Origin of the sequence: Pseudomonas fluorescens (assembly GCF_902497855.1) — a bacterium.
GTDB lineage: Bacteria > Pseudomonadota > Gammaproteobacteria > Pseudomonadales > Pseudomonadaceae > Aquipseudomonas > Aquipseudomonas fluorescens_BI.
Genome location: NZ_CABVHU010000011.1, coordinates 240,959 through 253,791 on the forward strand (window position 1 = coordinate 240,959; position 12,833 = coordinate 253,791).

13 protein-coding genes are annotated in these 12,833 nt (G+C 59.4%); 10 read left to right on the forward strand and 3 right to left on the reverse strand.

The annotated features are described in order from the left end of the window. Nucleotides 1-43 precede the first annotated feature (43 nt). The 4 genes from F8N96_RS22235 to fabF all read left to right on the forward strand — a co-directional run bounded on the left by F8N96_RS22235 (nt 44) and on the right by fabF (nt 4,800). Nucleotides 44-2,038 (forward strand): polysaccharide biosynthesis protein, encoded by a 1,995-nt coding sequence (locus F8N96_RS22235; RefSeq protein WP_150799667.1) that lies wholly within the window; start codon nt 44-46, stop codon nt 2,036-2,038. A 113-nt stretch (nt 2,039-2,151) separates the two neighbouring features. Further along, nucleotides 2,152-2,487 (forward strand): ComEA family DNA-binding protein, encoded by a 336-nt coding sequence (locus F8N96_RS22240; protein ID WP_150799637.1) that lies wholly within the window; start codon nt 2,152-2,154, stop codon nt 2,485-2,487. Between the two features lie 211 nt (nt 2,488-2,698). Next, complete coding sequence (locus tag F8N96_RS22245; protein ID WP_150799638.1) at nt 2,699-3,493, forward strand: SDR family NAD(P)-dependent oxidoreductase; 795 nt, start codon at nt 2,699-2,701, stop codon at nt 3,491-3,493. A gap of 32 nt (nt 3,494-3,525) precedes the next feature. Then, on the forward strand, nt 3,526-4,800 hold the full coding sequence (fabF, locus tag F8N96_RS22250) for a beta-ketoacyl-ACP synthase II (protein WP_150799639.1): 1,275 nt from the start codon (nt 3,526-3,528) through the stop codon (nt 4,798-4,800). Here the strand turns inward: fabF and F8N96_RS22255 are convergent. Beyond that, a complete protein-coding gene (locus F8N96_RS22255) occupies nt 4,797-5,354 on the reverse strand; it encodes a TetR/AcrR family transcriptional regulator (protein ID WP_150799640.1) in 558 nt (185 codons plus the stop codon). The two genes, fabF and F8N96_RS22255, sit on opposite strands and share 4 nt — an antisense overlap. A gap of 177 nt (nt 5,355-5,531) precedes the next feature. On the opposite strand from F8N96_RS22255, the gene F8N96_RS22260 reads away from it, so the two are divergent. Together F8N96_RS22260 and F8N96_RS22265 are read left to right on the forward strand one after the other, a co-directional pair. Continuing rightward, nucleotides 5,532-6,185, forward strand: a complete 654-nt coding sequence (locus F8N96_RS22260) for a GntR family transcriptional regulator (protein ID WP_150799641.1) — start codon at nt 5,532-5,534, stop codon at nt 6,183-6,185. Between the two features lie 15 nt (nt 6,186-6,200). After that, nucleotides 6,201-7,052, forward strand: coding sequence for an urea carboxylase-associated family protein (locus F8N96_RS22265; RefSeq protein WP_150799642.1), 852 nt, complete (start codon nt 6,201-6,203; stop codon nt 7,050-7,052). Between the two features lie 96 nt (nt 7,053-7,148). Here F8N96_RS22265 and F8N96_RS22270 read toward each other — a convergent pair whose 3' ends face one another. Both F8N96_RS22270 and rfbC read right to left on the reverse strand, forming a co-directional pair. Beyond that, nucleotides 7,149-7,316: a DUF2897 family protein gene (locus tag F8N96_RS22270; protein ID WP_150799643.1), complete on the reverse strand. Its 168-nt coding sequence runs from the start codon at nt 7,314-7,316 to the stop codon at nt 7,149-7,151. Between the two features lie 134 nt (nt 7,317-7,450). Beyond that, entirely contained in the window at nt 7,451-7,996 is a 546-nt protein-coding gene (rfbC, locus tag F8N96_RS22275; RefSeq protein ID WP_150799644.1) for a dTDP-4-dehydrorhamnose 3,5-epimerase, read from the reverse strand. Between the two features lie 265 nt (nt 7,997-8,261). Between rfbC and kdpF the strand changes: the two genes are divergently transcribed. From kdpF to kdpC, 4 genes are all read left to right on the forward strand, one after another. Further along, nucleotides 8,262-8,351, forward strand: coding sequence for a K(+)-transporting ATPase subunit F (kdpF, locus tag F8N96_RS22280; RefSeq protein ID WP_007899818.1), 90 nt, complete (start codon nt 8,262-8,264; stop codon nt 8,349-8,351). An 8-nt stretch (nt 8,352-8,359) separates the two neighbouring features. After that, complete coding sequence (kdpA, locus tag F8N96_RS22285) at nt 8,360-10,054, forward strand: potassium-transporting ATPase subunit KdpA (protein ID WP_150799645.1); 1,695 nt, start codon at nt 8,360-8,362, stop codon at nt 10,052-10,054. A gap of 22 nt (nt 10,055-10,076) precedes the next feature. After that, nucleotides 10,077-12,137, forward strand: coding sequence for a potassium-transporting ATPase subunit KdpB (kdpB, locus tag F8N96_RS22290; RefSeq protein ID WP_412071820.1), 2,061 nt, complete (start codon nt 10,077-10,079; stop codon nt 12,135-12,137). 145 nt (nt 12,138-12,282) lie between these two features. After that, nucleotides 12,283-12,828, forward strand: coding sequence for a potassium-transporting ATPase subunit KdpC (kdpC, locus tag F8N96_RS22295; RefSeq protein ID WP_150799647.1), 546 nt, complete (start codon nt 12,283-12,285; stop codon nt 12,826-12,828). Nucleotides 12,829-12,833 lie beyond the last annotated feature (5 nt).

Sequence of the window (12,833 nt, forward strand, 5' to 3'; positions counted from 1 at the left end):
GTCATATCCAGTTTAGGAGCGGGACAAGGTGTTTGAAGCGTTTATGGATAGGTTACGAGCTCTTTTACTGGGGCTACCACGCCGCCAAAAGCGACTGATTCAGGTTTCGACCGACGTTGTTTTGGTATGGGCTGCTCTGTGGCTGGCGTTTGTGGTTCGTCTTGGCATTGACGAGATGGTGAACCCATTTCTCGTCCATCCTTGGCTTTTCCTGATTGCTCCAATTGTTGCAATACCGTTGTTTATCCGCTTCGGCATGTATCGTGCGGTGATGCGCTATTTCGGCAATGATGCGCTAATCGCCATTATCAAGGCCGTGAGCTTGTCATCGCTGATTCTTGGGGTAATCGTTTATTGGTACAGCAACCATCAGAATATCGTCCCTCGTTCGATCATCTTCAATTATTGGTGGTTGAGCATGATCATGATTGGCGGCTTGCGATTGGCAATGCGGCAGTATTTCCTGGGGGACTGGTTTGCTGCAGTCCAGCATGTGCCATTTGCCAGCCGGGACGATGGACTGCCAAGAGTGGCTGTTTATGGCGCCGGTGCTGCGGGGAACCAGCTTGTTGCCGCATTGCGCATGGGGCGGGCCATGCGGCCGGTCGCGTTTATTGATGATGACAATGGCATTGCCGAGCGGATTATCTCAGGTCTGCACGTCTACAAGCCAAAGCACATTCAACGAATGATCGACGTCACCGGAGCGCAAGAAGTTCTCCTCGCGATTCCATCGTCTAACAGAGGCCGTCGCCGCGAGATCCTTACTTTCCTTGAGGGTTTCCCGTTGCATGTTCGAAGTGTGCCGGGTTTTATGGATCTGGCCAGTGGCAGAGTTAAGGTCGATGACATTCAGGAAGTCGATATCGCCGACTTGTTGGGTCGTGACTCCGTGCCAGCGCAAGGAGAATTGCTCGAACATTGCATCAAGGGGCAGTCGGTCCTTGTCACCGGGGCAGGAGGCTCCATTGGTTCTGAGCTTTGCCGTCAAATACTGGCGTTGCGGCCCACAACACTTTTACTGCTTGATCATAGCGAGTTTAATCTCTACAACATCTTGTCAGAACTGGAGCAGCGCATCGCGCGCGAATCCTTGCCGGTTCGTCTGCTACCAATTCTTGGTTCCGTTCGCAATCCGGACAAGCTGCTGGATGTGATGAAAACCTGGCGCGTAGACACGGTCTACCATGCTGCCGCTTACAAACACGTGCCTATGGTCGAGCACAACATTGCCGAAGGCGTTCTGAACAATGTGATCGGGACGCTCAATACCGCTCAGGCTGCCCTTCAGGCCGGTGTTGCCAACTTTGTGTTGATCTCCACGGACAAGGCCGTGCGGCCGACCAATGTGATGGGCAGTACCAAGCGCCTTGCCGAGTTGACGCTGCAAGCACTGAGCCGTGAGGTTGCCCCGGTGCTCTTTAGTGACACGGGCAATGTGTCGCGGGTTAATAAAACCCGCTTCACCATGGTCCGGTTTGGCAATGTGTTGGGGTCTTCCGGCTCGGTGATCCCGTTGTTCCACAAGCAGATCAAGTCGGGTGGACCGCTGACCGTTACTCATCCGAAGATCACTCGCTATTTCATGACGATTCCTGAAGCTGCCCAGTTAGTGATCCAAGCGGGTTCCATGGGGCAGGGAGGGGATGTGTTCGTGCTGGACATGGGTGAGCCTGTGAAAATCGTCGAGTTAGCAGAGAAGATGATTCACTTGTCCGGGTTGAGCGTTCGTTCGGACAAGAATCCCCATGGCGATATCTCGATTGAATTCACCGGTCTACGGCCTGGCGAAAAGCTTTACGAAGAGTTGCTGATCGGGGACAACGTAGCAGCGACTCAACATCCAATGATTATGACTGCAAATGAAGACCATCTGGCTTGGGATGTACTCAAGGCTAAGCTGACCGAACTACTCAATGCTGTTGAAAAGGATGACTACGCTCGCGTCCGCCAACTCCTGCGCGAAACCGTCAGCGGCTACACCCCTGACGGCGAAATCGTCGACTGGATCTACCAGCAGCGTCGCCTCGAACCCTGATTGTTTCACATCCTGCAACAGACACATTTTTGACAGTCTCCATCCATCGCCTAAGTTTGGAAGGCAGCTTCGGAAAAAGCTGCTTTCCCAATCGATGTCATGGAGCGTCATTTATGCGTACTGGCTACTTCTATTCTCTGGTTTTCGCCCTGCTCACCAGCGCCTCTATCGCCGCTGTTGCTGCGCCAGCAGTCAAGCCCGAAGCTGGCAATGCACCCCAGGTGCAACAAATGTCCCCCGAGGCACAGTCCGGTAAAGTCGATCTCAACAAGGCGGATGCGTCGACCCTGCAGAGTGAGCTGTCCGGTATCGGGGAGGCCAAGGCCCAGGCGATTGTTGCGTATCGTGAGAGTAATGGGGCGTTTTCGTCAGTGGACGAGTTGCTTGAGGTCAAAGGGATCGGCAAAGCCCTGCTCGATAGGAATCGCGAGAAGCTTGTAGTGAACTAAGCTACTAAGACAACGCCAGAGGCCGGTCATTTGACCGGCCTTTTTGCATTTGGCGAACGGCCAAGACAGTGCACCTTCTGTCAGCCCGAGGAAAATTACGACTATCATATTCATATAATATTATGTATATAATAAATTGATCGCCCACTGACGGGTTTTGAACCCGGGCGCTTGTCTTTCCTTCGAGCCTCTTTTATCCAGGAGCACTGTCATGAACTCTGTCCAATCCCAGGGAACAGCCCTCGTCACCGGTGCCTCCTCCGGCATCGGTGCGATCTACGCCGAGCGATTGGCGGCGCGTGGTTTCGATTTGTTGCTGGTGGCTCGCGATCAGGAGCGGCTGGAAGCGGCGGCGAGCACGTTGCGCGCCGAACATGGCGTTCAGGTTGAGGTGCTCAGGGCTGATCTGACGCAAAAGAATGATGTGCTCAAACTTGAGCAGCGCCTGCGTAGCGACTCCAGTATCAGTTTGCTGCTGAACAACGCCGGTGTTGCAGCGGATGGCTTGCTGGCCAATGCCGATATGGATCAGTTGGAGCAATTGATCCAGCTGAACGTTACAACGGTGACGCGGCTGGCGTCGGCGGCGGCGGCTGGTTTTGCCAAGGCGGGCAGGGGAACGATCATCAATATCGCCTCTGTGGTGGCCTTGTTTCCCGAGCGCTTCAACGCAACTTACAGCGCCAGCAAGGCTTATGTGTTAAGTCTGACCCAGTCGTTGAACGCCGAGCTGGATGGCACCGGGGTCCAGGTTCAAGCCGTGTTGCCTGGTGTAACACGCACCGAGATCTGGGAACGCTCCGGTATCGATGCTACCCAGATCCCGGCGGATATGGTGATGGAGGCGGGGGAGATGGTGGATGCGGCGTTGTCGGGGCTGGACCAGGGTGAGTTGGTCACCATTCCTTCGTTGCCGGATGCCGCCGACTGGGATGCCTTTGTTGCAGCGCGTCACGTGATGGCGCCGAATCTTTCCAAAAGCAAGGCCGCCTCGCGTTACAAGTGAGGTGCCATCCATTGGTTTGAGGTAATTGCGGTATGAGTGATCGTCGAGTGGTTGTAACAGGCATGGGCCTGGTGTCGCCGTTGGGTAGCGGTGTAGAAGCCGTCTGGCAGCGTTTGTTGGCGGGACGTTCCGGGGTGCGCAATTTGCCCGACGAGGTGGTTGCCGATCTGGCGACCAGGGTCGGTGGTGCAGTGCCGACCCTGGCTGAAGATGCCGAGGCCGGTTTTGACCCGGACCGGGCCACGTCGCCCAAAGAGCAGAAGAAGATGGACCGCTTTATTCTGTTTGCCATGGAGGCGGCTCGTCAGGCAATCGAGCAAGCGGGTTGGCAGGCGCTGGACGCCAATGCCCAGGAGCGTACGGCGACCATTATCGGTTCCGGCGTGGGCGGTTTCGGCGCGATTGCCGATGCGGTGCGGACCACGGACAGCCGGGGCCCGCGGCGATTGTCGCCGTTCACCATTCCTTCGTTTCTGGTCAACCTCGCGGCCGGTCATGTGTCGATTCAGCACGGTTTCAAGGGGCCGTTGGGTGCTCCGGTGACGGCGTGCGCGGCCGGGGTCCAGGCGATTGGCGATGCGGCGCGGCTGATTCGTTGCGGTGAAGCGGACATTGCGGTGTGCGGCGGTGCGGAAGCGGCGATCGATCGCGTCAGTCTGGCCGGATTTGCCGCGGCTCGCGCCTTGTCCAGTGCGTACAACGACACCCCGGAGCGTGCTTCGCGGCCGTTCGACAGCGGTCGCGATGGCTTCGTCATGGGTGAGGGCTCCGGTCTTCTGGTGATCGAATCCCTGGAGCATGCCCTGGCTCGCGGCGCGCAACCGTTGGCCGAGCTGGTGGGTTACGGCACCAGCGCCGATGCCTTTCACCTGACTGCCGGACCAGAGGATGGCGGCGGTGCACAGCGAGCCATGTTGCTGGCATTGGCACAGGCGGGTATTTCACCTGCGCAGGTGCAGCATCTCAATGCCCACGCAACCTCGACGCCGATTGGAGATCTTAGTGAGCTGGCCGCCATCAAGGCGGTGTTCGGTACGGATAACAACATTGCGGTGTCCTCGACCAAATCTGCCACCGGGCATTTGCTCGGTGCGGCAGGCGGAATCGAGGCGATCTTCACGCTGTTGGCGATTCGTGATCAGGTAGTGCCGGCTACCCTCAATTTCGATAACCCGGACCCCGCTAGCCAAGGCGTCGACATCGTCCATGGTCAGGCACGGCCGATGGCCATTGAATACGCATTGTCCAATGGCTTCGGCTTTGGCGGGGTCAATGCCAGCGTGCTGTTCAAGCGCTGGCAGGGTTAATCCCCGGTTCGTTTGAGATAGGCGCGGGTGATGTCGAGAATCCGCTGGGCGAACTGCGGATTTTCGACACTGCGCGATAGCAGCAGCGCCCCGACCAGGGTCGACATGATGACAATGGCGCGGTCGGCGGCATCCTCGCTTTCGAGGGTGGCTTGCACTTGGTCGAGCCGTGCATTGAGCACCGCGTCAGAGGTCGGGCTTGGCTGACCGCGCAGGCCGAGTTCCGACGACATGGTCGGCAGCGGACAACCTTCATCCGGTGAAGTCTGGTGCCATTCGGACAAATAGGCATCAATGAATGTTTCCAGCGGTTGATCCTGGGCAAACAGTTCGGCGCAAATAACGTCTACCTGATCTCCCGCCGCTTGCAGGGCTTTTTCTACCAGTTCGTCCTTGGACTTGAAATGCGAGTAGAAGCCGCCGTGAGTCAAACCCAACGCTTTCATCAGCGGCTGCAGGCCGGTCGCGCCAATCCCATCGCGACGAAAACGCGCTGATGCTTCCTCGATGATACGTCGGTGGGTCTGAGCTTTATGGTCCTGCGAGTAACGCATTTCGAATCTCCGCAACAATGCACCATATTAACCAATGAAAATTAAATGGTGACTGTACTTCTACTGCTAAAAAGCATGCAGATGCGTCAAACTTAGTCTTAGCTACATTGTTTTAGCTGGCACGAATAGTGATTACTTGTTAACCGACGATTGTTGAACAATCAGGAGGTAACAAGCATGAGCAGCGAATTGTCCCTGGCTGACCACATTACATTTGAGCTGCGCGCCGACATTATCGGTGGGCGTTTGCTGCCTGGCATGGCGCTGGTGGAAAACGATCTGGTATCAGCCTACTGCGCATCCCGTAACACTATTCGAGAAGCGTTACATCGCCTGGGGCAGGAAGGTCTGACCCGTTATGTGCGCAACAAAGGCGTCATGGTTCGCCAACTGGGCGTCGAGGACGTGCGGGACCTGTTTAATGTGCGTCGCACTCTGGAATTGCAAGCCATCAGCGCGAGTCGGCCGTTGCGCGACGCTCAATCTGATCGGATGCTCCAAGCCCTGGAAGCCACCGAGCTGGCCCGGGAACGCGAAGATTGGCGTGCCGTCGGTACCCACAGCCTGGCGTTTCATCAACACATCGTCGGGTTGCTGCGCAGCCCTTTGTTCGATGAGTTTTTTACCAATGTCGTCGCGCAGTTGCGCCTGGTGTTCAGCACCGCCCCTGACGAATCACGATTTCAGGCGCCGTGGCTGGTGCGCGATCGACAGATACATGAGTGGCTGGTCGAAGGCGACAAACGCGCGGCCGAGGACGCCATGAGCCTGTATCTCGACGATTCCGAACAGCTCTTGCTGCAGATGCTTGCCCCAATCTCCCAACACTGATCGAGGATTCGTGCCATGTACAAAGACTATCCGGCGGCCTACCAGGTCAGCAAGGGTTCGGCCTTGCAGGTGGACACAGCGTTTTACGAGCGGATCCGCGATACGAAGGATGGGCGCACGCTGATTGAAGCCTTTGAGGTGCCGATCCGCACCGGTCGCGCGTGGAAGGTGCCAGCCGGGCATGTGTTCCGGGTCACGACGCCAGTGGGCCCGCAGGTCGGGGATTTCAATGTGTGGAATGCCAATGACCCGCGCGAACGCTTGTGGGCGGCCCGGACCCGACAGCTGCAAGGCGCGCATGTCAGTACCCATGACCGGCTCTGGTCGAACCTGCCGTTTTTACGGCCGCTGATGACCATCACCGATGACAGCCTGGCCGGTTACGGTATCGATGAGCATGGTGGTCGCTTGCACGATTTGCTCGGCACCCGATGCGACCCCTATGTGAACAAAATGCTCACCGGGGAAGACTTCCATCATCACTGTCATTCGAACCTGACCCGTGCGGTGTTGCCCCATGGTTTGACCGAGTTCGACGTGCATGACGTGTTGAATATTTTCCAGTGCACCGGCCTGAATCACGACGACATGTACTTCATGAAGGCCTGTCCGGCACAGAAGGGGGACTACCTGGAGTTCTTTGCCGAAATCGATCTGCTGTGTGCGTTGTCAACCTGTCCGGGCGGCGATCTTTCGCTGGCCATGTGGGGGCCGGATGCGCAGGATCCGCTGAGCGTATGTCGACCGCTTGGGGTGGAGATTTATCGGTTGGAGGATTCGCTGCTTGCGGGCTGGAGCCAGCCGGAGCGTGCGGCGTACAAAGGGCTGCATGGCTTGCACATTGCCAAGGCGGATTGGGAGAAATAAAAAGCGAAAAAGATCGCAGCCTGCGGCAGCTCCTACGGATTGTGAATCCCTCGCAGGTTGCGATCTTCAGATCTTCAGATCTTTTGATCTTTAGATCTAGCGGTCCTGCGCATCCTTGGCATCCGCTTGCGCGTTGCGTTCAGCGACGCGTTTGCGTTGCTCTTCGGTCAGTTCGACCTTGTGCGCGGTGTCGCGCAGCATCATCAAACCGCCAACGATCGAGCCGATTGCAACGACCAGAATCAACCAGGCATACCAGGGCATAGGGCTCTCCTTGAGGGCAGGCCGGTTGGCGGGTTTCGCCAATCGATCGTGCATACCACTTTGAGCGATTTATTTTCGCGGTGGTTCCATTCTATGCCTGTTATGCCCGATGCATCTGCGCCAATCGCTTAGGGTTACGCAAAAACCTCCGCGTCCTTTAAGAACTTCGCAGCCTGATCCTTTGCAGACAGTTGCGGAGCTTCGTCCAGTTGCCAGTCAATGGCCATGTCCGGATCGTCCCAACGGATGCTGCGCTCGGCAGATGGCGTGTAGTAGTTGGTGGTCTTGTAGAGAAACTCGGCGAAATCACTCAACACCACAAAACCGTGGGCAAAACCTTCCGGGATCCAGAGCTGGCGATGGTTGTCGGCGGACAGGCGCACAGCAACCCATTTACCGAAGTGCGGCGAGCTGCGGCGAATATCCACGGCTACATCGAGTACTTCACCGGCCGTCACGCGAACCAGTTTGCCCTGGGCGTTTTCCAGTTGGTAATGCAGCCCACGCAATACGCCTTTTCGCGAGCGCGAATGATTGTCCTGCACAAATTGAGTGTTAAGGCCAGTGGCATCCTCAAAAGCCTTGGCGTTGAAGCTCTCGTAAAAGAACCCTCGTTCATCACCGAAGACTTTCGGTTCGATGATCAGAACACCGGGCAAATCGGTGGCAATTACATTCATGGGTATTATTCCGGCAATAGTCTTCAATGGCCGACATTCTTGCTTAAAGCGTGCGCTGATGCGAGTAGCAGGTGTGGACACTGCTGACTATTTGGCGTTGACCGGTCCGGAGTCGCGGGTTGATCGCGCAGAGCTCCGCCCGAACACCACCGTAATCTTTACGCTTTCTTTATACCCCGCCACCCCCCTCGATCTCGTTCCTTTACAGCCTCCCTGCCGACAATGACTGCACACGCGGCAATACGCCGTAACACGGAGAATTTCCATGAGCGTTCTGGATGGAGTGTCGCTGCTGCTGGCAGTGGGGCTGTTCATTTATCTGTTGGTTGCGCTGTTGCGCGCGGATCGGAACTAGGGGCGGCCATGCACAGTTATGACTATTGGCTGATTCTCGCCTTCCTGGCCGTGGTGCTGATCCCGGCGCCGTTTCTCGGGCGGTTTTTTTACCAGGTCATGGAGGGGCAGCGCACTTGGCTGACCCCGATCCTCGGACCGGTCGAGCGCGGGTGCTACAAAGTGGCCGGTGTGGATCCGCAGGCCGAACAGAGCTGGCAGACCTACACCCTGGCCTTGCTCGCCTTCAACCTCGCGGGCTTCTTGTTGTTGTTCATGATCCTGTTGTTTCAGGACCATTTGCCGCTCAATCCGCAGCACTTGCCGGGTCAGGAATGGACCCTGGCGTTCAATACCGCCATCAGTTTCATGACTAACACCAACTGGCAGGCTTACAGCGGTGAAGCGTCCCTCAGCTACCTGAGCCAGATGGCCGGCCTCACCGTGCAGAACTTCGTCAGCGCCGCGACCGGCCTGGCGGTATTGGTGGCGCTGTGTCGCGGTATCGGTCGCAAGTCGACCGCAACCCTGGGCAACTTCTGGGTCGACATGACCCGCGCGACCCTCTACGGCCTCCTGCCGCTGTGCGTGCTGCTGGCGCTGTTTCTGGTCTGGCAGGGCGTGCCACAAACCTTCGCCCAGTACGTGAATGCGGTGACGATGCAGGGCGTCGATCAGGTGATCCCGCTCGGCCCGGCGGCCAGCCAGATTGCGATCAAGCAACTGGGTACCAACGGCGGTGGCTTCTTCGGCGTCAACTCGGCGCATCCGTTCGAGAACCCGACGGCCTGGAGCAACCTGTTCGAGATGGCGTCGATCATCCTGATCCCGGTGGCGCTGGTGTTCACTTTCGGTCACTACGTCAAGGACCTGCGTCAGAGCCGCGCGATCATCGCCTGCATGCTGGCGCTGTTCCTGATCGGCGGCACGACTTCGCTGTGGGCCGAGTATCAGCCCAATCCGACCCTGGACAACGTCGCCGTCGAACAGACCGCGCCGCTGGAAGGCAAGGAAGCGCGGTTCGGCACCACGGCCACAGTGCTGTGGTCGGTGACCACCACCGCGGCGTCCAACGGTTCGGTCAATGGCATGCACGACAGCCTCAACCCGCTGAGCGGGATGGTGGCGCTGGTCAACATGATGGTCGGCGAGGTGATCTTCGGCGGCGTCGGCGCCGGGCTGTACGGCATGTTGCTCAACGTGCTGATCGCGGTGTTCCTCGCCGGGCTGATGATTGGTCGCACGCCGGAATACCTCGGCAAGAAGCTGCAGGCCAGGGAGGTGCAACTGCTGGTGGTGACCTTGCTGGTGATGCCGGTCGGCGTGCTGGTGCTCGGCGCCATTGCGGCCAGTCTGCCCGGCCCTGGCGCCGCGGTGAGCAATCCCGGCGCCCATGGTTTCAGTCAGTTGCTGTACGCCTACACCTCGGCCAGTGCCAACAACGGCTCCGCGTTCGGCGGCTTCGGTGCGAACAGCGCGTTCCATAACCTGATGCTGGGCCTGGGCATGTTGATCGGTCGTTTCGGTTACATCCTGCCCGTACTGGCTTTGGCCGGCAGCCTGGCGATGAAGAAGACCGCGCCGATCGGCCAGAACAGCTTCCCGACCCATGGCCCGCTGTTTGTGACTTTGCTGACCGTGACCATTTTGCTGGTGGGTGGCTTGACCTTCTTGCCGACCCTGGCGTTGGGCCCGATTGCCGAACACCTGAGCATGGGCTTCTGAGCCTCTTTATTTTAGGAGCAGGATGATGAATATGCCCGTCACTGAAACCGCCACCGTCAAGGCCCCTGAACAACCGAAAACCGCAATCTCGGCCCTGTGGCGCCCGGCGCTGGTGCAAGCCTTCGTCAAGCTCGACCCACGGCAATTGCAGCGTGCGCCGGTGATGCTGGTGGTCGAACTGGCCGCCGTCCTGACCACCGTGTTGTGCTTCATTCCCGACAGCGCCGTGCCGACCTTTGTCGCTGCGCAAATCGCGCTGTGGCTGTGGTTCACCGTGCTCTTCGCCAACTTCGCCGAAGCCCTGGCCGAAGGTCGCGGCAAGGCTCGCGCCGACAGCCTCAAGGCCGGCAGCGAAGGTTTGAGCGCCCGGCGCCAAACCGCCAGCGGCGCCTTCCAGGTCGTGCCCGCGGCCAGCTTGCGCAAGGGCGATGTGGTGCGCGTCGAAGCCGGGGAAATGATCCCCGGTGACGGCGAGGTGATCGAAGGCATCGCCGCGGTCAACGAAGCGGCGATTACCGGTGAGTCCGCGCCGGTGATTCGCGAGTCCGGCGGCGACCGTTCGGCCGTCACCGGCAACACCCGCCTGGTCTCCGACTGGCTGCTGGTGCGCATCACCGCCAACCCCGGTGAGTCGACCCTGGATCGCATGATCGCCCTGGTCGAAGGCGCCAAACGCCAGAAAACCCCGAACGAGGTGGCGCTCGACATCCTGCTGATCGGTCTGACGCTGATCTTCCTGCTGGTGGTCGTCACTCTGCAACCCTTCGCCCACTTCGCCAATGGCAGCCTGCCGCTGGTGTTCCTGGTGGCGTTGTTGGTCACGCTGATTCCGACCACCATCGGCGGGTTGCTGTCCGCCATCGGGATTGCCGGGATGGATCGTCTGGTGCGTTTGAACGTGATTGCCAAATCCGGTCGCGCGGTGGAAGCGGCGGGGGACGTGCACGTCCTGCTGCTGGACAAGACCGGCACCATCACCTTCGGTAATCGGCGTTGCACCGCGGTCCATACCGCGCCGGGTGTCAGCGCCAGGGAACTGGCCGAAGGCGCGCTGTTCGCCTCGCTGGCCGATGACACGGCGGAAGGCAAATCTATTGCCGAGTATCTGCGCCTGACTTATCCACAGCCCGAGCCGGCCCTCGAGCTGCTGACAGCGGTGCCGTTCAGTGCCGAGACTCGCCTGTCCGGTGTCGATTATCAGGGACGGGTCTATCGCAAGGGCGCGGTGGATTCGCTGCTGGCGTTCGTTGGCGTTAAACGCGGCGATCTCGCTCCCGCGCTGTCCCGTGAAATCGACAGGATCGCCCAGAGTGGTGGCACCCCGTTGCTGGTCTGCGCCGAAGGTAAATTGCTCGGTGCGATCCACCTCAAGGACGTGGTCAAGCCCGGCATCCGCGAGCGTTTCGCCGAGCTGCGCAAACTGGGGATCCGCACCGTCATGGTGACCGGCGACAACCCGCTGACGGCGGCGGCGATTGCGGCCGAGGCCGGCGTGGATGACGTGTTGGCCGAAGCCACGCCGGAGAAGAAACTGGCGCGCATTCGCCATGAGCAGAACGACGGTCGCCTGGTCGCCATGTGCGGTGACGGCGCCAACGATGCCCCGGCCCTGGCCCAGGCGGATGTCGGCATGGCGATGAACGACGGCACGCAAGCCGCGCGCGAGGCGGCCAACATGGTCGACCTCGACAGCGACCCGACCAAGCTGCTGGACGTGGTGCAGATCGGCAAGGAATTGCTGGTGACCCGCGGCGCCTTGACGACCTTTTCCATCGCCAACGACGTGGCCAAGTATTTCGCGATCCTGCCGGCGCTGTTCGCCTCGATCTACCCGCAACTCGGCGTGCTCAACGTCATGCACCTGAGCAGTCCGCAGAGCGCGATCCTCTCGGCGATCGTATTCAACGCCTTGATCATCGTGGTGCTGATCCCGTTGGCCTTGCGCGGTGTGCGGGTGCAGGCGGCGAGTGCGGCGGCGTTGCTGCGGCGCAATCTGCTGATCTACGGGCTGGGCGGGATTGTGGTGCCGTTCGTGGGGATCAAGGCGATCGATATGTTGTTGACGGGGTTGCATCTGGTTTGACCGAACACCCCCTGTAGGAGCGAGCTTGCTCGCGATGGTGGTTAACGATAACGCGCCCTTTCTGACACAACACAGCGCTTTCAAGTCCATCGCGAGCAAGCTCGCTCCTACAGGGTGGGATATCCATGAATTCGAGGAGTTTGAAATGTCCACTCTGATACGTCCGGCCTTGAGCCTGTTGGTCCTGATGACCCTGATCACCGGCGTCGCCTACCCCTTGGTGGTCACCGGTGTCGCCCAGGTCGCGTTCCCGGATCAGGCCAATGGCAGCCTGGTGCGCGACGCCGACGGCAAGGTCCGTGGCTCGGCGTTGATCGCCCAGGATTTCGTCGGTGACGCCTGGTTCCATCCTCGGCCGTCGGCGGGTGCATTTGCCACCGTGTCGAGCAGCGCCAGCAACCTCTCGGCGAGCAACCCGGCCCTGGCCACGCGGGTGATCGATGAGGCCGATAAACTGCTGGTGCCGGGCCAGGGTGCGGTGCCGTTGGCGCTGCTGACCACCTCCGGCAGCGGCCTTGATCCGCACTTGCCTCCGGCGGCGATTGCCTATCAACTGGCGCGAGTGGCGGCGGCGCGCCATTTGCCGGTGTCCGGGCTGCAGCAGTTGCTGGAGGCGCACATCGAGCGGCCGTTGGTGGGGCCGCCTGTGGTGAATGTGTTGGCGTTGAACAGGGCGCTTGAGAACCTGTAGATCGG

Coding starts and splice junctions, on each gene's coding strand:
- F8N96_RS22235 (WP_150799667.1), top strand. CDS start 44: ATGGATAGGTTACGAGCTCTTTTACTGGGGCTACCACGCCGCCAAAAG.
- F8N96_RS22240 (WP_150799637.1), top strand. CDS start 2,152: ATGCGTACTGGCTACTTCTATTCTCTGGTTTTCGCCCTGCTCACCAGC.
- F8N96_RS22245 (WP_150799638.1), top strand. CDS start 2,699: ATGAACTCTGTCCAATCCCAGGGAACAGCCCTCGTCACCGGTGCCTCC.
- fabF (WP_150799639.1), top strand. CDS start 3,526: ATGAGTGATCGTCGAGTGGTTGTAACAGGCATGGGCCTGGTGTCGCCG.
- F8N96_RS22255 (WP_150799640.1), bottom strand. CDS start 5,354: ATGCGTTACTCGCAGGACCATAAAGCTCAGACCCACCGACGTATCATC.
- F8N96_RS22260 (WP_150799641.1), top strand. CDS start 5,532: ATGAGCAGCGAATTGTCCCTGGCTGACCACATTACATTTGAGCTGCGC.
- F8N96_RS22265 (WP_150799642.1), top strand. CDS start 6,201: ATGTACAAAGACTATCCGGCGGCCTACCAGGTCAGCAAGGGTTCGGCC.
- F8N96_RS22270 (WP_150799643.1), bottom strand. CDS start 7,316: ATGCCCTGGTATGCCTGGTTGATTCTGGTCGTTGCAATCGGCTCGATC.
- rfbC (WP_150799644.1), bottom strand. CDS start 7,996: ATGAATGTAATTGCCACCGATTTGCCCGGTGTTCTGATCATCGAACCG.
- kdpF (WP_007899818.1), top strand. CDS start 8,262: ATGAGCGTTCTGGATGGAGTGTCGCTGCTGCTGGCAGTGGGGCTGTTC.
- kdpA (WP_150799645.1), top strand. CDS start 8,360: ATGCACAGTTATGACTATTGGCTGATTCTCGCCTTCCTGGCCGTGGTG.
- kdpB (WP_412071820.1), top strand. CDS start 10,077: ATGATGAATATGCCCGTCACTGAAACCGCCACCGTCAAGGCCCCTGAA.
- kdpC (WP_150799647.1), top strand. CDS start 12,283: ATGTCCACTCTGATACGTCCGGCCTTGAGCCTGTTGGTCCTGATGACC.